This is a genomic window from Pseudothioglobus sp. nBUS_23 (genome assembly GCF_051201565.1).
In the GTDB taxonomy this organism is placed as follows: Bacteria; Pseudomonadota; Gammaproteobacteria; order PS1; family Pseudothioglobaceae; genus Pseudothioglobus.
In genome coordinates this window covers 918,867-936,094 of sequence record NZ_CP179200.1, presented here as the reverse complement: position 1 = coordinate 936,094, position 17,228 = coordinate 918,867, and the positions used below count along the sequence as shown (strand labels likewise).

At 38.1% G+C, this 17,228-nt stretch carries 16 protein-coding genes and 1 riboswitch; of the genes, 8 read left to right on the top strand and 8 right to left on the bottom strand.

The window, feature by feature from the left end:
* The first annotated feature begins 9 nt into the window (after nt 1-9).
* The gene (locus ACMAZA_RS04695) at nt 10-1,380 is read left to right on the top strand and encodes a S41 family peptidase (RefSeq protein ID WP_435187441.1); all 1,371 of its coding nucleotides are present in this window, start codon (nt 10-12) and stop codon (nt 1,378-1,380) included.
* Nucleotides 1,381-1,416: 36 nt separating this feature from the next.
* On the opposite strand, the gene lepB is transcribed toward ACMAZA_RS04695, so the two are convergent.
* The 5 genes from lepB to pheA form a co-directional block, all read right to left on the bottom strand.
* Nucleotides 1,417-2,331, bottom strand: coding sequence for a signal peptidase I (gene lepB / locus ACMAZA_RS04690; RefSeq protein WP_435187439.1), 915 nt, complete (start codon nt 2,329-2,331; stop codon nt 1,417-1,419).
* Nucleotides 2,332-2,395: 64 nt separating this feature from the next.
* The gene (gene aroA, locus ACMAZA_RS04685) at nt 2,396-3,700 is read right to left on the bottom strand and encodes a 3-phosphoshikimate 1-carboxyvinyltransferase (RefSeq protein ID WP_435187438.1); all 1,305 of its coding nucleotides are present in this window, start codon (nt 3,698-3,700) and stop codon (nt 2,396-2,398) included.
* A 7-nt stretch (nt 3,701-3,707) separates the two neighbouring features.
* Nucleotides 3,708-4,559 (bottom strand): prephenate dehydrogenase, encoded by an 852-nt coding sequence (locus ACMAZA_RS04680; RefSeq protein ID WP_435187435.1) that lies wholly within the window; start codon nt 4,557-4,559, stop codon nt 3,708-3,710.
* Nucleotides 4,556-5,620, bottom strand: a complete 1,065-nt coding sequence (hisC, locus tag ACMAZA_RS04675; RefSeq protein WP_435187434.1) for a histidinol-phosphate transaminase — start codon at nt 5,618-5,620, stop codon at nt 4,556-4,558. The genes ACMAZA_RS04680 and hisC overlap by 4 nt, the downstream gene beginning before the upstream one ends.
* On the bottom strand, nt 5,617-6,696 hold the full coding sequence (pheA, locus tag ACMAZA_RS04670) for a prephenate dehydratase (protein WP_435187432.1): 1,080 nt from the start codon (nt 6,694-6,696) through the stop codon (nt 5,617-5,619). The genes hisC and pheA overlap by 4 nt, the downstream gene beginning before the upstream one ends.
* A 133-nt stretch (nt 6,697-6,829) precedes the next feature.
* Nucleotides 6,830-6,938, top strand: a riboswitch (cobalamin riboswitch).
* An 87-nt stretch (nt 6,939-7,025) separates the two neighbouring features.
* Between pheA and ACMAZA_RS04665 the strand changes: the two genes are divergently transcribed.
* Complete coding sequence (locus ACMAZA_RS04665; RefSeq protein ID WP_435187430.1) at nt 7,026-9,023, top strand: TonB-dependent receptor plug domain-containing protein; 1,998 nt, start codon at nt 7,026-7,028, stop codon at nt 9,021-9,023.
* 22 nt (nt 9,024-9,045) lie between these two features.
* On the top strand, nt 9,046-9,639 hold the full coding sequence (gene cobO, locus ACMAZA_RS04660) for a cob(I)yrinic acid a,c-diamide adenosyltransferase (protein WP_435187428.1): 594 nt from the start codon (nt 9,046-9,048) through the stop codon (nt 9,637-9,639).
* Between the two features lie 4 nt (nt 9,640-9,643).
* Here the strand turns inward: cobO and radA are convergent, their stop codons facing one another.
* The 3 genes from radA to glyA are packed head-to-tail and all read right to left on the bottom strand — an operon-like array spanning nt 9,644 to nt 12,721.
* Nucleotides 9,644-11,005, bottom strand: a complete 1,362-nt coding sequence (radA, locus tag ACMAZA_RS04655) for a DNA repair protein RadA (protein WP_435187426.1) — start codon at nt 11,003-11,005, stop codon at nt 9,644-9,646.
* Between the two features lie 4 nt (nt 11,006-11,009).
* Nucleotides 11,010-11,462: a transcriptional regulator NrdR gene (nrdR, locus tag ACMAZA_RS04650; RefSeq protein WP_435187425.1), complete on the bottom strand. Its 453-nt coding sequence runs from the start codon at nt 11,460-11,462 to the stop codon at nt 11,010-11,012.
* Between the two features lie 5 nt (nt 11,463-11,467).
* A complete protein-coding gene (glyA, locus tag ACMAZA_RS04645) occupies nt 11,468-12,721 on the bottom strand; it encodes a serine hydroxymethyltransferase (protein ID WP_435187423.1) in 1,254 nt (417 codons plus the stop codon).
* Between the two features lie 268 nt (nt 12,722-12,989).
* Here glyA and ACMAZA_RS04640 point away from each other — a divergent pair, with 268 nt between their 5' ends.
* Genes ACMAZA_RS04640 through ACMAZA_RS04620 form a run of 5 tightly spaced genes read left to right on the top strand, consistent with a single transcriptional unit; the run spans nt 12,990 to nt 17,226 of the window.
* The gene (locus tag ACMAZA_RS04640) at nt 12,990-14,276 is read left to right on the top strand and encodes a D-amino acid dehydrogenase (protein WP_435187421.1); all 1,287 of its coding nucleotides are present in this window, start codon (nt 12,990-12,992) and stop codon (nt 14,274-14,276) included.
* Nucleotides 14,269-15,348, top strand: coding sequence for an alanine racemase (alr, locus tag ACMAZA_RS04635; protein WP_435187419.1), 1,080 nt, complete (start codon nt 14,269-14,271; stop codon nt 15,346-15,348). Before ACMAZA_RS04640 ends, alr begins: the two co-directional genes overlap by 8 nt.
* Nucleotides 15,349-15,400: 52 nt before the next feature.
* Nucleotides 15,401-16,216, top strand: coding sequence for a phytanoyl-CoA dioxygenase family protein (locus ACMAZA_RS04630; RefSeq protein ID WP_435187418.1), 816 nt, complete (start codon nt 15,401-15,403; stop codon nt 16,214-16,216).
* A gap of 23 nt (nt 16,217-16,239) precedes the next feature.
* Nucleotides 16,240-16,593 carry a cupin domain-containing protein gene (locus ACMAZA_RS04625; RefSeq protein ID WP_435187416.1) on the top strand — a complete coding sequence of 118 codons (354 nt, stop codon included), beginning with the start codon at nt 16,240-16,242 and terminating at the stop codon, nt 16,591-16,593.
* Nucleotides 16,594-16,611: 18 nt separating this feature from the next.
* The gene (locus ACMAZA_RS04620; RefSeq protein WP_435187415.1) at nt 16,612-17,226 is read left to right on the top strand and encodes an amino acid synthesis family protein; all 615 of its coding nucleotides are present in this window, start codon (nt 16,612-16,614) and stop codon (nt 17,224-17,226) included.
* Nucleotides 17,227-17,228 lie beyond the last annotated feature (2 nt).

Genomic DNA, 17,228 nt, shown 5'->3' with positions numbered 1-17,228 from the left:
AATCATCAGATGAATCATTTAAAGTCAATTTCCAAAATATTATGTTTTGCCTTAAGTTCACTCTTGTTATTTTCTTCACCATCCATAGCAGATGAAGACAACTACTCCCCTCTCGATTCCCCCTCTTTCTTCGAGGGGCTAAATACTTTTACTGCTGTTTTTTCACAAATTAAACAGATGTATGTTGACGAAATCGATGATGAAACTTTATTTAATAACGCTATAAGAGGTCTCATTGAGGGTTTAGATCCTCATTCCAGCTATCTTGAACCAGTGGATCAATCCAAGGTAAGTGAGAGCACCATGGGCAAATTTGGAGGTCTTGGCATAGTAATCGGAACCAAAGGCGATTATATTGAGGTAGTTTCTCCTATAGATGATACTCCCGCATATAGAGCTGGTCTGAAAGCAGGAGACATTATCTTACAAATTGGTGATCAAAATGTGAGTCAAATTAATCTTGAAGAAGGCGTAAAGTTAATGAGAGGAGCGCCAGGAACAACAATTAAACTGACCATAGGAAGGCCAGATATTGCTCCATTTGTTGTTGAAATCACGCGTGAGATAATCACGGTTACTTCTGCAAAGGGTCTTCTCCTTGAGGATGGTATTGGCTACCTTAGAATTGCTCAGTTCCAAAGACCTACAGCTGAGGTGGTAGAAAAGATTATTGGAGATTTAGTTGAGAAGAATGAATCAGACCTAGATTCACTTATTATTGATTTGCGAAATAACCCTGGAGGTTTATTAGATTCTTCAATCGACATATCGAACCTGTTTATCGATGAGCCGGGTATTGTAGTTTACACAGAAGGCAGAACCCCTAGCTCAAACATGTCGTTCCCAACCAAACCTGGAGATATTTTGAATGGTGCACCTATTGTGGTGCTTATGAACGTAGGCTCTGCATCTGCTTCAGAGATTGTAGCTGGCGCCCTTCAGGACCATAAACGTGCAATTATTATGGGAGAGGAGTCCTTTGGTAAAGGGTCTGTTCAGTCAATGATGGGCCTTCAAGATGGTTATGGCCTTAAATTAACCACAGCAAGATACTTTACTCCTTCTGGAAGGTCAATACAAGCCAAAGGAATTTCGCCTGACATTGCGCTTGATAATATATCTCTGAAGAGTGAGGATGAGGAAGAGTCAATTGATTTCAGCTCTCAGGAAAAAGACCTCAAGAATTCATTGTCAGCTCAGGATGAAGAAGAGACAACTTCAGAAGACCCAACTGAACTTACTCCAGAAGAAATTTTAAAGTCTCAAGATGAGATTACGGATGCACGTGACCAGGAGTATGTAGACTTGTTAATGGAAGATTACTATGTCCACGAAGCGGTCAACGTACTGAAAGCTTTAAAGATATATAAAAAGAATTAACATCAAAGCCCTCTAACTAATAAGTAGAGGGCTTTCTTAATTGAATCCACCTATTCTGCTAAATTGCATAGTGTTGTAATTCCAGTCCCAGTGCATCCAAATTCCGATTGCTCTTCCAATAATATATTCCTCTGGGACAAACCCCCAAAAACGAGAATCACTGCTGTGTGCGCGATTATCACCCATGACAAAATAATGACCTTCTGGAATTGTAATTTCAGGAATGCCTTTTGAGTGACCTTTTGGATTAATCAGTATTTGATGAGGCGTGGACTCATTAAATTCCTCAACAAGCAAATAATTGTTCATTGCTTTCCCAGAGTCAACCCCAAGATATTTACCCATACTTTTAATATTTAGTGGCTCACCATTAACTACCAGTTGATCATTGCTATAAGAAATAATATCACCCGGAGATGCTACAATGCGCTTAATAAAATCGACCCCTGAGTACCCAGGATTTTTTTCATAATTAGGGTATCTAAAGACAATGACATCTCCTCTGCTTGGTTTTGAGAACTCAACAAGCTTGGTGTTTGTAATTGGGAGCCTAAAGCCATAGTCAAATTTATTAACGACAATAAAGTCTCCAGTCAAAAGTGTAGGCATCATAGAATTTGATGGAACGCGAAAAGGCTCAAAAATAAAGCCTCTAAAAACAAATACCAAAAGCAGAACTGGAAACAGCTCAATCGACCACTGGACAAGCTTGGGTCTGTGATTGTACTTTTCTGCTTTAGAAAACTTTAAAAAAATTATAAAGTAGGCTATTTTTCTAAATTTTGATTTTTCTTCAATGACATCTGTAGACGAATCTGTATTTTCTTTAGATAAAAAAAGGTCAATTAAAACAATTAAAATTGCCAGAATCATCGCAATAAAGAGCCAAGATAGTACGTCCCAGGCGAAGAAAGGCTCTGCGTTTTTTAATACTGCTTCGTATATAGACATAAATTAGTGTTTTTTAAAAGGGCGTATTATAACAACCTAGTGTTTTTACTGCTTGCTATAGTATTTATCCTTCTTGCTTAATCTTCATTCCAATTGAGTTTGCTAATTCAACAAAGTTTGGAAAAGAGGTTTTAACGTTGTCAACTCCTTCAATCTCAATATCAAAATTTGATCTGACAGAAGCAATTGCAAACGCCATAGAAATACGGTGATCGTGATGAGACAGGATTGAAGAGGTTTGTTTAGTGAATTCACCACCTGTAATTCGAATGCCATCTTCTAGAACTTCATTCTTAATCCCCAATGAATTGAGCCCATCAGCCATAACTTGTATTCGATCCGATTCCTTAACTCTGAGTTCTTTTGCGCCAGTAAGGACTGTTTCGCCATCTGCACAGCTTGCGGCAACAAACAGAACAGGAAACTCATCAATCGCAAGTGGAACAAGGTTTTCAGGGATTTGAATTCCTTTAAGGTTTGAGGAGGATACCTTGATATCTGCAATCAACTCACCAGCTTGAAGTCTTTGATTAAGTAGCTGAATATTTCCACCCATTAATTTAAGAATCTCAATAACACCAGTTCTTGTAGGATTAATATTGACTGAATTAAGAATTATGCTGGAGTTTTTAGAGATACAACCGGCAACCATGAAAAATGCTGCAGACGAAATATCACTTGGCACTTCAATGTTACATCCCTTAAGCGAGCCACCCCCCAATACAGAAATTTTATTGTTTGATGTTGTAACATCATACCCAAAGCCTTTAAGCATTCTTTCTGTATGATCACGCGATATACCATTTTCGATAATTGAAGTCATCCCCTCACTGTATAGACCAGCTAATAATAGGCACGACTTAATTTGAGCAGAGGCCACAGGCAGTGTGTATTCAATAGCGGTTAACTTCTTACCACCTATAATGGTTAAAGGGGGCTTTGAGTCATTTCCAGAAATATCTGCTCCCATCTCTCGAAGCGGCTTAATGACCCTTCCCATTGGCCTTGTGGATAAAGACTCATCACCGCATAGCTCTGAGTCAAACTCTTGTGCACTTAGTAACCCAGACATCAAACGAATTGAAGTTCCAGAATTACCCAGATTAAGAGGGTTTTTAGGTTTCTTTAGACCTCTCATACCAACACCATGAATAACAACACTGGAACCATCTCTTTCAATATTAACTCCCATTTCTTTAAAGGCATTTAATGTTGCAAGGCTGTCCTCTCCCTCTAAGAATCCTGAAACTCTAGTTACACCATCCGCAATAGAGCCAAGCATGATTGACCTGTGCGAAATTGACTTATCCCCAGGAACCTTAATCGTTCCTCTTAAGGACCCAGAGTTTGACGTTACAAAGTTTGACATTCGAGAGTTATCCTAACCATGAATCTCGGGTTTTTTTAGCTGTAGTGAATAATTGACCTAACTTTGCACTATCCTCATCATTTATAGCCTTTAGTAAGTCATCTAGAGTTGACTGATAACCTTTTATGTGACTCATAATTTGATTTTTGTTTTGTAGACAAATATCTCTCCACATGATTGCATCACCTGAGGCAATTCTTGAAAAGTCTTTAAATCCTCCACCTGCATAAATCGATGCATTCGGATTTTGATCTACAAGGTAATTTACCAAAGAAAATGCCAGCATGTGAGGAAGGTGTGATGTCATTCCAAGTAAGTTGTCGTGAGACTCTGCACTCATAAAATCCACATCTGCACCTACATTTTTCCACATCTGACCTATCACTTCGATAGATTCAGGCGAATTCGTTTCTTGCGGAGTTATGATGACCTTCTTTCCGTCATAGAGCTTTGAATCACTAACTTCAAAGCCGCTTCTTTCCTTTCCAGCAATTGGGTGCGCTGGAATAAAGTAGCTTGACTTATCTCTCAAAACATCATTAACAATATTAACAATATTTGATTTAGTGCTACCTACATCAGTAATAATGACATTACTTGAGATTAACGGCTCAATTTGATTAAGAATGTCCTTAAATGTGCCCACTGGTGTTGCAATGACAACAATATTAGCCTCATCGATAGCCTCTTTAATATTAGTTGAGAACGTATCAATAATGTTTGATTTTTGGGCTTCTTCAAGACGTGATTGGTCTCTCCCATAACCAAAGACAACTTTAGCTAAATTCCTCTCTTTGAGAGCTAGTGCAAGTGAGCCACCGATTAGTCCAACACCTATAATTGTAATTTTGTTAATCATAGGACTTTTCCAAGCGCTTCAAGCAAATGGTCGTTTTCATTTGGAGTACCAATAGAGATCCTGAGGTAATTCTTCATTTCAACTGGGCGAACTATAACCCCTTCTTTGAGAAGATTGTTATAAGTGCTCATGGCGTCCTTAAACTCTACTGCTATAAAGTTAGCGTAAGAAGGGATGTAGTTTAATTTGCACGCATCAAAGCCTTTCACTAGTTGGTTATAGCCATCAGAGTTCATTTTTACTGAGTCTAAAAGGTATTTATCGTCACCAAGTGCAGCGATTGCAGCCATTTGGGCTGTGTGATTGACATTAAATGGCTCCCGCACTCTGTTTATGTAGTCTGCAATTTGTGCACTACAAATTGAGTACCCTACACGAAGCCCAGCAAGGCCATAGGCCTTTGAAAAGGTTCGAGAGATAATAAGATTTTCAAACTCATTGAGCCAGCCAATGGCTTGATCATCTATATTCAAGTATTCAAAATAGGCTTGATCTAGAACGACTGGAATATTACTAGGAACTTGTTTTAGAAAGCTATAAACATCTTCATCACTTAAAAGAGTGCCAGTTGGGTTGTTAGGATTAGCAACAAAAATAAGCTTTGTTTGATTAGATATTAGGCTCAGCATTGCATCTAAATCATGGCCAAATTCATTTGCAGGAGAAACCACAGCAGTTGCCCCTAGGGCTTGAGTCACTAGAGGATAAACAACGAATGCATATTGAGAAAAAATGACCTCGTCAGTGTGTTCTGAAACAAAGACCCTCGCTATGAGCTCCAAAAGCTCATTTGAGCCATTCCCTAAAGAGACCATGCTTGATGAGACTCCATGTTTTTTAGCAATCGCTTCTTTTAGCTCAAAGCAGTTGCCATCAGGGTAGCGGTTTAGATTGGACAAAGAGTCATTGATGGCTTTCTGCACTTTCTGACTAACACCTAGTGGATTTTCATTCGAGGCCAATTTGGAAATTTTTGAAAGACCAAGCTCCCTAGCAAGCTCTTCTATCGGCTTTCCTCCTTGATATGGACTCAAGCCAAGGATTGATTCACAGGCGTTCATAAAACAGCAACCGGGTAGGACCCAAGTATCTCCAGCTTAGAAACTCTAGATTCAATTTTTGTGATGGCATGTTTGACGTTATCTTCATCTTGATGCCCTTCAATATCAATAAAAAAGAGGTACTCCCATTTGACTCCTGGGATTGGATGCCTTGCCAATTGAAGCATATTAATCTTGTTTTCTTTGAAGGGCTCTAATAAATCAAAAAGCGCGCCTGACTCATGTTTTGTAACTACTAGCAAAGAGGTTTTGTCATTACCACCTTTTGGAACTGCGTCCTTTCCAATGACTATAAATCGAGTCACGTTCCCTGCATTATCCTCAATGTTTTTGGCAACCCTTTGAAGTCCATAAATATTTAAGGCAACTTTTGATGCAATAGCAGCTGCATTGGGCTCATCCTTAACCATTCTTGCTGCTAACGCATTAGAGGCTACAGGCCTGAGTTCAGTATTTGGGTAGTGATTTGCAAGCCACCTGTGGCATTGATCCAGAGCTTGCTGATGAGCATAGATTACTTGAATCTCCTTTGATTGGTCTTGCATCATCAAGTGATGCGCTACAGCAATCTCAACCTCACCACAAATATTTAAATCATGACTATAGAGCATATCAAGAGAAGTACCAATCACACCATTAGAGGAGTTCTCTATAGGAACAACACCGTATTGAGCGTTATCTGTCTCAACCTGATGGAAAATCTCATCGATTGTCCCGCAATCTAATGGCGAGACACCGTGACCAAAGTGCTTAAGGGCAGCTTCTTGAGTAAATGTTCCTTCTGGGCCAAGAAAAGCAATTTTTAATGGCTGCTCTAATGCAAGGCACGCTGACATAATCTCTCTAAAGATGAGCGCAATATCTTTGTCCTTTAGTAAGCTTTTGTTTCTCTGAATGACTCGGCTTAAAACCTCAGCCTCTCTCTCTGGTCGATAAAAAGCAGTTTGAGTGTTTGATTCTTGTTTAACTAGAGCAACTTGTGCAGCAAGATCAGCACGCTCAGATATTAAAAGCTGAATCTTTTGGTCCAGCTCATCAATCTGTAATCTCAAGTTTTCAAGCGAATTACCTTTCATAAGTGTAGATTTAACTCAATCTTTTTGGCATATTTTACCTAAGACTTATTGCCCTTTAAGTATTGTTAATGTTAAGTTTCTGGAAGATCAATTAGAATTCAAGAATTAACTATTGCACAGTCAGTAAAAAAAGATATAATTCACATAAATTTGTTGATGGAAGTTGGTGTGAATCCAACACTGCCCTCGCAACGGTATTTTTCTCAATCAGTCCGATACATCGCAAATTTTGTTTAGCTTAAAACTACGATGGGTGGTGAGTTAGGGTCTTGTTTGCGCATTCCTTTTTCTCTAAATCCCTCTTTTAATTTTATTTATTAGGGGTCATAATGTTTAATAAAAAATTATTTCTTGCTGTCTCTTTTTCAGCACTTGTATTATCGCAGCCTTCAAAAGCTGTAATCGGTCCAATCAAAATTACTTTAAATCCTACTGAGCTGTCTTCAAATTACTTTAATGAAGTAGATACCTTTGCTCCTTTCTCATCGGAAGTCTATACTCAGGATGATATAAAAAATTCGAAAGCTACTAATATTTACGATTTTTTATCACAAAATACCTCTCTATCTCTTGCTGCCTCAAGTGGAAATAGGTTTTCTAAGAAGATTTCAGCTCGCGGGTATGGTCTAACAGTTGGTTCTCATAATCTTGTTGCTACCCTTAATGGCAGAAGGCTAAATAATATTGATACCAGTGGACTAGAAATCGCTGGAATTAACATTAATGATATCGAAAGAATCGAAATTACTAAAGGTAGTGGATCAGTCATTTATGGTGACAGCGCAATGGCAGGCGCAATTCATTTCTATACAAAAAAAAATATACAGACTAAAATATCAACTACTTCTGGCAATTATGGCACCACCCAGACTTCTGCATCTGTCGGTATTAATGATGAAAAAATTGACTTAAATATTTCTATAGATAACTCTAAACATGATGGTTTTCATAAGGCTGCTACTGATGGAATTAAAGATAAAGGTGAAGAAACCAAATCAAGTATTGGTGGAACCTACACTACTGAGGGTGGAACTGAGATTTCACTAGATATATATAGAACTAATTCTGACATCAGATATCCAAATTATCTCACTGATGATCAATTCGATGCTGACCCAGCTGGCAATGGTTCAGGAAGCAGATATACTTATCGTGACGCTGAATCTAATACAACAAATTTCAAAGTAAAGCGTATTTGGGGAGAGAATTTTAAATTCACTACTAACAGATCCAGTATCAATAAAGAAAGTAAGAATTTATATAGTTGGTCAACACCTCCTCTTGACAATTATGTTTATGACTATGATAGTTCGGATTACTTGCTTACGTATTCAAATAATAATATTAAAATTGATAGTGGGGTATCAATTTTTGATGGTGCAAGGAAAATTGAGTCCACTTCAGCAAGTACGCGAAATACTACATCAAAAGATAATTTAGGCATATTTTCCCAACTTCAATATTCTAACGATGATTTAATTTTTACAATTGGAGCTCGAAATGAAAAAGTGGATTATACATACGATCCAGAGGTTGGAACCAAACTTACTGGAAAGCACAATTTAAATGCATTTGACATAGGAGTTAATACAAATTTAACTCCTAATATTACTGTATTTACTAATTATAATCAGGCATTTCAAGCGCCGTTAATTGATAGATTTTTCACATCAAGTGGAGCATTTAATGGTTTTATGAAGCCTTCAAAAAGTAAGACGCTCAATCTTGGATTGAATCATCTAACTGAAAATTCAAAGACTAAGGTAACCATCTATAGATCGAACATCACAGATGAAATGTTTTTATGTAAGCCAAATGCAGCTTCAGATTGTACTGGTAATTGGGGCTTGGGAGAAAATCTTAATCTTGATAAGTCACACAAACAAGGATTAGAGCTTCAAAATAAATATGTTTTTAGTCCTAAATGGTCGACCGATTTAAATTATGCCTACACAATTGCTAAGATAGATTCTGATGATAAAGGCAATGGAGCGCTTAATGGAAAAACTAATCCAATGACCTCTAAGCATAATATCTCAGCCTCTGTTATCTTCAGCTTTAGTGATAAGACTAATATGACACTCACTCAAAAATATCGTAGTGAGGCTTTTGCACAAGAAGATTATGCAAATATATTTACAAAAAAACAGCCGGAATATAATTCAACTAACTTTAATTTTTCTTTCAACCCCAATGAGGATCTAAGCTTTACTTTCGATGTTGAAAACTTATTTGAAAATAGCTATGGTACTCGTTTAAGAGATAATGTTATATATCCAGATAACTCGACTAGAAATATTAAAGCAGGTCTTACTTATAAATTTTAATGAAGTATGATGAGTTATTAATATGAGTGAAAGTAGTTATAAAAAGCGTATGCAGCGCAAAAAGGAATATATTGATTCTAGGATTGATCAAGCCAATATCGATAAGGGAATCATTGTTCTTCTAACAGGCAATGGCAAAGGTAAATCATCCTCGGCAATGGGGATGATTTGCAGAGCCCTAGGTTATGACATGAAGGTTGGGCTAGTTCGTTACTTGAAAGGAGACCAACAAACAGGAGAAGACTTGTTTTTGGAGAATCACCCCAATATTATTGCTGCTCATATGGAGAGTGGCTTTACTTGGGATACTCAAGATAAGGAACAAGATAAGATAAAAGCAACTGCGACTTGGTATGAAGCAAAGCAATTTCTATCTAATCCAGAAATTGCAGTTGTAGTTCTTGATGAAATCACTTACATGATTAACTATAAATATCTTGAAGAGTCTGATGTATTGGAAGCCTTAATCAATAGACCAAAAGATCAACACGTTGTTATCACTGGAAGAGCTGCCAGTCAGGGCTTAATTGATATTTCAGATACAGTGAGCGAGGTTGAAGATATAAAGCACGCTTTTAGAGCTAACATCAGAGCTCAAAAAGGAATTGATCTATAGATAATTAGCTATTTTCAAGCAAATATTGAATAGCTTGATATAAGTAACCTATCGGTACAATTTTCATTCCTTTTAAGTTATTCTTTGGTGCGTTACCCTTAGGAATAATTGCAACCTCAAATCCTTGCTTTTGAGCTTCAGAGAGCCTTTCTTGTGCGTTATAGACTGGCCTTACTTCGCCCGTCAACCCTACTTCACCAAACGCAATCCAATTACTCGGAATTACTTTATCTCTTAGGCTTGAAACAATAGCAAGCATAACAACTAGGTCTGATGCTGTCTCGCTTACCTTAATTCCTCCAACCACATTAATAAAGACGTCTTGGTCAAATGTTGAAATTCCAGAATGTTTATGAAGAATAGCTAGCTGCAGAGCCAGTCTGTTCTGATCAAGACCCACACTGACTCGCTTAGGAGTGCCGTTAGATTGGTCAACAAGGGCTTGAATTTCAATTAAAAGTGGTCTTGTGGCCTCTCTTGTGACCATCACCATAGATCCTGAGGATGGATTTTCTTGATTTGATAAAAAAATTGAGGATGGATTGCTTACTTGCTGAAGCCCCTTCTCACCCATCGCGAATACGCTGATTTCATTCACTGCACCAAAGCGATTTTTTACTGCTCTAATGATTCGATATCGACCACCTGCATCCCCCTCAAAATAAAGAACTGCATCAACCATATGCTCCAGTATTCTTGGTCCCGCAAGCGCCCCACCCTTTGTTACATGGCCAATCATGAGTAATACCGTATTAGTTTGCTTAGCGTATTGAGTGAGCTGTGCTGCACAGTCTCTAACCTGAGTTACTGATCCAGGGGCTGAGGAAGATAAATCAGTGACCATGGTTTGAATAGAGTCAATAACAATAACTTTAGGCTGAACATCTTTCGAAAGTTTAAGAATTTTTTCTAAATGCGTTTCACCAATAAAAAGAACATCTTCCTTGATTCCAAGTCTAACTGCCCTCTCACTCACCTGTTCTGCAGATTCTTCTCCGCTCACATAGAGTGTTGTGTTTTCTTTATTTAGGGTTGATAAGGCTTGAAGAATCAATGTCGATTTGCCAATTCCAGGGTCACCACCAATAAGGACAACTGATCCATCAACGAGGCCTCCTCCAAGAGTTCGATCTAGCTCAGTGAGTCCTGTTGATAGTCTGTCTTTGTTTTGAGATTTAATTTCTGACAGGTGCTGAACTTTAGATGCTGGAAGATCTTTAAGACTCTCAGGCTTAGAAGCTGTTGCCTGGGATATGACAATCTCTTCAAGCGTGTTCCATGCTTTGCAATCTAGACACTGACCAGCCCATTGATGATGAGAAGCACCACACTCTCGACATACAAACTCGACTTTAGCTTTTGCCATAAGATTACTTATTCATTAATTTGTCAATTTCACTCTTGAACGCCTCAATATCTTGGAATTGTCTATAAACTGAAGCAAAACGAATGTATGCAACTTCATCGAGTGCTCTGAGCTCCTCCATAACCCATTCACCCAAAATTGAAGACGGCACTTCTCTGTCATTTTGTGCCATCAATCTTCTTTGAATTTTTTGGATTGCAGTCTCTATTTTTGAAATTTCTACAGGTCTTTTTTCAAGGGCCTTCAAGAGTCCCAAGCGAAGCTTGTCTTCACTAAAGGTTTGCCTTGAATCATCACTCTTAATGAGTCTAGGAAGATTTAAATCAACTGTCTCTCTCGTAGAATGCCTTTCTCCACAAGCAATACACTCTCTTCTTCTTCGAACCTGAGAGCCATCATCAAGTAGCCTTGTATCTAAAACCTTGGTGTCATCAGATTGACAAAAAGGACAGCGCATTTAGATTATTTATAGACTGGAAATCTTGAACAAAGTTCTTCAACTTTAGCTCTAACTTCGTTAACAACAGCTGGATTTTCGATGTCATCACAAATATCACATATCCAATGAGTAATATCTTTACACTCGCTTTCACCAAAACCACGAGTAGTTGCTGCAGGTGTTCCAATCCTGATACCGCTTGTAACGAATGGAGATTGAGGATCGTTAGGTACAGAGTTCTTGTTGACTGTTATGTGGGCTGAGCCTAAGGTTGCATCAACTGCTTTTCCTGTAAGTCCTTGCTCAATAAAGCTAACAAGAAATACGTGGTTATCCGTACCACCTGAGACAACATCGTATCCCCTTTCCATAAAGACACTGGCCATTGCTCTTGCATTTTTAACTACTTGCTTTTGGTATAACTTAAAGTCGTCGCTCATTGCCTCTTTAAAAGCAACCGCTTTTGCTGCAATAATATGCATCAATGGGCCTCCCTGAATACCAGGAAAAATGGCAGAATTTAATTTTTTTTCAATTTCCTCATTCGCTCTTGCAACGATTAATCCACCTCTTGGTCCCCTGAGAGTCTTGTGAGTGGTTGTCGTGCATACATCAGCAATTTGAATGGGTGATGGATAGTCTCCAGTAGCTATAAGACCCGCTACATGAGCCATATCAACAAGAAGATAGGCTCCAACCATATCAGCAATATCTCTAAAGCGCTGCCAATCAATAATTCTTGAATAAGCAGAGAATCCAGCAATCACCATCTTTGGTTTATGTTCTAGTGCTAATCTCTCAACCTCGTCATAATCAATTTCGCCCGTATCTTCATCAAGACCATACTGAAAAGCCTTGTAATGCTTACCTGAAAAGGATGGTCCTGCGCCATGCGTCAAGTGGCCTCCATGTGCAAGACTCATTCCTAAAATAGTATCACCAGGAACTAATAGTGCTTGAAATACAGCTGCGTTAGCAGTTGATCCAGAATGGGGTTGAACATTGGCATAGGCTGCGCCAAAAAGCTCTTTTGCACGGCTTATTGCCAGGTCTTCAGCAACATCAACGTGTTCGCAACCTCCATAGTATCTCTTTGAAGGATAACCTTCTGCATATTTATTAGTAAGTTGAGATCCTTGTAAAGCCATGACTGCAGGTGAAGTATAGTTTTCAGATGCAATTAATTCGATATGCGCTTCTTGTCTTGCTTCTTCTGCCGCAACAACATTTGCTATGGCAGAATCTACGTCATTTAGTGTGAGATTTTTATTAAACATGGAGACTTCCTAGAAAAGATAAAAAATGGTATTTTAATGTAAATTTTTTTTAGCAAGAATATACCTTATTGATACTCTCATTCTAAATGATTTTGGATGATAATTCTATGATTTTATTTAATTTTTTTTGAATAATAAAAATCATCTTTCAATCGCATCACTGATAAGAAGAAATTAAAAAATATTATCTATCATTTAAGAAGATTTATAAGAATAAAATAAATCATTTCAGGTGGTAAAATTTGCGCTTTAACCTAGTATATATTTGATGAAAGTAGTTGTTTTGGGTGCTGGAGTAATCGGCACCACATCCGCTTATTTTTTAGCAAAACAGGGGCATGAAGTCACTGTTATTGAGCGCCAGAATAGCGTTGCAATGGAGACTAGTCATGCCAATGCTGGCTGCCTATCTTACGGCTTCACTTCGCCTTGGGCTGGCCCCGGACTTCCATTAAGTATCCTGAAATGGACTCTAACTGGTCGCTCTCCCCTCATCATTAATCCAAACATGAGTATTGAGACTGTCAAGTTTTTATATCGCATGTATAAAAACTGCAACGCTCGAAGCTACGAAGTCAATAAAAGTCGCATGCTTAGAATCGCCAAATACTCACAAAAAGCATTAATCGAGATTGAGTCCGATTTTGATTTTAATTATGAGCAAAGAAAGCAAGGGTCTCTTCAACTTTTTTGGGATACAAAAGAGATTAAGAAATCAAACAGAGATATTGCAATTTTAGAAAAGTTCAATATCAAATCTGAACTCCTGAGTACTGAAGACTGTGTCAAAACTGAACCTGGTCTCAAGTATGTAAAAAATAAGCTTGCAGGCGGTATACATTTCAAGGACGACTTTACCGGAAATTGTTTCATGTTCTCTAATGAAATCTATAAAAAATGCGTTGAAATGGGTGTTACTTTTGAGCTCAATACGGATATTAAATCGATACAAATTAACAATAATATGGTTTCTTCAGTTTCAACAAACCGAGGCGAATTTAATGCAGATGCCTACTCAGTTTCACTCGGAAGCTACTCTTCAAGAATTCTATCTAAAATAGGCATTCAAACGCCCATTTATCCAGTCAAAGGTTATTCAATTACTCTCCCAGTTTTGAATGATGGAGATGCGCCTCAATCAACCATTATGGATGAAAAGAATAAGATTGCAATTACAAGGCTTGGAGATACAATAAGAGTTGCTGGAATGGCTCATTTAACGGATTTTGATAAAAACTTGAGAACAAAGTCATTAGATTCATTGATGAGAGGGCTTGATTTGATATTTCCAAAAAGTTATGTCCCATCTGAAGATGTTCAATTTTGGACTGGTTTTCGTCCTAGCACTCCTGATGGTCCACCTATTATAGGCCCCACTCCCTTCGCTAACTTATTTCTTAATACTGGCCATGGAACCCTCGGATGGACAATGTCCGCTGGTTCTGGCAAACTGATAGCAAACCTGATCTCAGGTATTAATCCTGATATCTCTACAGAAGGTATAGACATGAGTCGTTATAGTTTTGCAAACAAAATAAGAAAAAATCATGGCTAGGAATTGTGTTGCCTCAATTAATCTTAATGCAATTACTAATAACTACCTTTATGCTAAATCATTAGCTCCAGAATCTAAAGCTATAGCTGTAATTAAAGGTAATGCATATGGACATGGCGCAGTCAAAGTGGCCAGTCATCTTGAGCCATTAGCGGATTGCTTTGGAGTGGCATGTATCGAAGAGGCTTTAGAATTAAAAAGTGCAGGCATCTCTCGAACACCTATTTTACTTTTAGAGGGGGTTTTTGAAAAGTCAGAGCTTGCCTTAGTTGACAAGTACGAGCTCTGGATGGTGGTCAGCAATAACCTTCAAATTGAATGGATTCTGGAAAGCAGTCCAATTAACAAATATAATATTTTTGTCAAGATAGACACTGGAATGGGTCGACTGGGTTTCAAAGAAGATGAATCTCCTAAAATCATAAATGATTTAGAAAATTGTGACCATATAAATAAAATAACTTTAATGACACATTTTTCTAGTGCGGATAATCATGATAGCGCCTTTACAGAGGTTCAAATTGACAAATTTAACAATATCGTTGGAAACAAACAAAACGATCAATCACTAGCGAATTCTGCCGCCATAATGGCATGGAATAATAGCCACAGTGCATATACTCGACCTGGAATTATGCTTTATGGGTCATCTCCATTTCCATTAAATGAGCCATTAAATAATTTAACTCCAGCTATGACGCTCGAAACCTCACTAATCTCTCTAAAAAAATTTAAAGCAGGAGATAAAATTGGATATGGCAGGAGGTATGTCTGCAAGCAGGACACTTTAATTGGTGTCGCTGCAATTGGATACGCTGATGGCTACCCAAGAAGCGCAAAAGATGGCACCCCTGTATTTATTAATGGTGGTATTGCTAGACTTGCTGGAAGAGTCTCAATGGATATGATAACCGTAGACTTAACGGGAATTAAAAATCCAAAAATTGGAGATCGATTAGAGCTCTTTGGTTCAAACGTTTCAATCGACGAAGTTGCAAATTATTGCGATACAATCTCCTATGAAATTTTTACTCAAATTACAAGTCGAGTTTATAAAACTTATGTGTCATAGTTTTTAAATACTAATATAATTTGAATCATATTCTTCAATTCATAAATTAGGCATGTTGTCGCAAACTCAAATTTCTTCATTCAATAAAGATGGCTATCTCGTTGTAGAGAATTTTCTCGAAAAAGAACAGAGAAAACTACTTATCAATCGAGCTAAAGATATGATTGATGATTTTGACCCTACCTCAACAAGCTCCATCTTTACTACAAACGAACAAGAGAGAGCAAGCGATGAGTATTTTCTAAAGTCTGGCAATCAGATTAGATTTTTCTTTGAAGAAAAGGCGATAGATAGCAGTGGAAACTTTACAGTTCCAAAACAACAATCAATTAATAAAATTGGTCATGCGCAGCATGCTTTAGACCCTGTATACAAGAAAGTCATCAATTCACTTGATATACCCTCGATGGGCAAGCAGCTTGGTATAAAAAAGCCTAGACAGCTTCAATCCATGCACATTTTTAAGCAGCCCAATATAGGCGGCGAAGTTGGGCTTCATCAAGACTCAACGTTCCTTTACACCTCACCAATGAGCTGTATTGGTTTCTGGATGGCTTTAGAGGATGCAAACATTGAAAATGGCTGCCTTCAAGCTATGACAGGAGGTCATACATTGCCTCTTAAAAAGCGCTTTAAGTTGGCTCAATCAGGCGGCACAGAATTCGAAATTTTAGATGAAAGTCCTTGGCCAGATCATGAGCTAGACCTTTTAGAGGTTAAAGCGGGAACTCTTATTATTCTTCATGGACAGCTGCCACACTACAGCGCTGAGAATACTTCAAACAAGTCGAGACAAGCTTACAGCATTCATCTGGTAGACTCAAATTGTCATTATGCAGAAGACAATTGGTTGCAATCTGAAATCTAACAATAACAATTTATTACCAAAACATGAAAGATAGACAAGTAATTGATATACACAATATAGAATTTAAGCCGTTTGACAGGTATGGCTCACCCGTTCCAAAAATGAGCTGGCACATCATAAGCTACAATCAAACAAGTGGACATGGAAGTTATGTCCTTAAAATGGAGCCAGGGGCTCAAACCGTACCGCACATGCACATGGGCTTTGAAGAATTTTTAATGATTGAAGGTGAACTGATTGATGCTGATGGGACTATCTTTAAAAAAGGTGAATTTGTTTCCTTTGAGCCTGGGAGTAAGCACTCCTCATCTTCCAAAACTGGGGCTTTAATTGTAGTTTTTCAAAGAGGCCTCAATCAGGCCATTGATCAAGATTAAACTCAAGGGAGTCAGATAATGCCAGCAGAGATAAGAAAAACGCTTTTACATGTTGAAGAAACCATGGTTGAGGGTAACAAAAAAGCTACTAAGCCGCTCAAGCTAATTGCTGCCCTTGCAGTCATTAAAAACCCATGGGTTGACTTGCACAGTCCAAATAAATTTGTTGATGACCTTAAGCCAGGAATTTTAGATGTTGCGCCAGGTCTTGGAGAATTACTTACTTCTATGATTATAAAAGAGGCTGGCTCAGGTGAAAATGTTGAGGGTTATGGAAAATCAGCGGTTGTGGGATTAAAAGGCGAAATTGAGCATGCCTCAGGCATTATCCATACGCTTCGTTTTGGCAATTTTTATCGGGAGGCGGTGGGAGCTAAGTCTTACCTCTCTTTTTGTAACACACGTGCTGGTGCCAATGCTCCTATTATGATCCCACTGATGGATAAGAATGATGCTGGACGACGGTCTCACTACTTAACTATTCAGCTGGCTATTCCAGATGCACCAAATGATGATGAAATTGTAGTTGCACTGGGTGCTTCAATTGGCGGTAGACCTCATCATAGAATTGGTGATCGCTATCAAGACCTTAAGGATTTAGGACACGATTTAGATAATCCAGCTAGCGTCTAACA

Excerpts from the sequence above, each read along its gene's own strand:
- ACMAZA_RS04695 (WP_435187441.1), top strand. The coding sequence starts at position 10 with ATGAATCATTTAAAGTCAATTTCCAAAATATTATGTTTTGCCTTAAGT.
- lepB (WP_435187439.1), bottom strand. The coding sequence starts at position 2,331 with ATGTCTATATACGAAGCAGTATTAAAAAACGCAGAGCCTTTCTTCGCC.
- aroA (WP_435187438.1), bottom strand. The coding sequence starts at position 3,700 with ATGTCAAACTTTGTAACGTCAAACTCTGGGTCCTTAAGAGGAACGATT.
- ACMAZA_RS04680 (WP_435187435.1), bottom strand. The coding sequence starts at position 4,559 with ATGATTAACAAAATTACAATTATAGGTGTTGGACTAATCGGTGGCTCA.
- hisC (WP_435187434.1), bottom strand. The coding sequence starts at position 5,620 with ATGAACGCCTGTGAATCAATCCTTGGCTTGAGTCCATATCAAGGAGGA.
- pheA (WP_435187432.1), bottom strand. The coding sequence starts at position 6,696 with ATGAAAGGTAATTCGCTTGAAAACTTGAGATTACAGATTGATGAGCTG.
- ACMAZA_RS04665 (WP_435187430.1), top strand. The coding sequence starts at position 7,026 with ATGTTTAATAAAAAATTATTTCTTGCTGTCTCTTTTTCAGCACTTGTA.
- cobO (WP_435187428.1), top strand. The coding sequence starts at position 9,046 with ATGAGTGAAAGTAGTTATAAAAAGCGTATGCAGCGCAAAAAGGAATAT.
- radA (WP_435187426.1), bottom strand. The coding sequence starts at position 11,005 with ATGGCAAAAGCTAAAGTCGAGTTTGTATGTCGAGAGTGTGGTGCTTCT.
- nrdR (WP_435187425.1), bottom strand. The coding sequence starts at position 11,462 with ATGCGCTGTCCTTTTTGTCAATCTGATGACACCAAGGTTTTAGATACA.
- glyA (WP_435187423.1), bottom strand. The coding sequence starts at position 12,721 with ATGTTTAATAAAAATCTCACACTAAATGACGTAGATTCTGCCATAGCA.
- ACMAZA_RS04640 (WP_435187421.1), top strand. The coding sequence starts at position 12,990 with ATGAAAGTAGTTGTTTTGGGTGCTGGAGTAATCGGCACCACATCCGCT.
- alr (WP_435187419.1), top strand. The coding sequence starts at position 14,269 with ATGGCTAGGAATTGTGTTGCCTCAATTAATCTTAATGCAATTACTAAT.
- ACMAZA_RS04630 (WP_435187418.1), top strand. The coding sequence starts at position 15,401 with ATGTTGTCGCAAACTCAAATTTCTTCATTCAATAAAGATGGCTATCTC.
- ACMAZA_RS04625 (WP_435187416.1), top strand. The coding sequence starts at position 16,240 with ATGAAAGATAGACAAGTAATTGATATACACAATATAGAATTTAAGCCG.
- ACMAZA_RS04620 (WP_435187415.1), top strand. The coding sequence starts at position 16,612 with ATGCCAGCAGAGATAAGAAAAACGCTTTTACATGTTGAAGAAACCATG.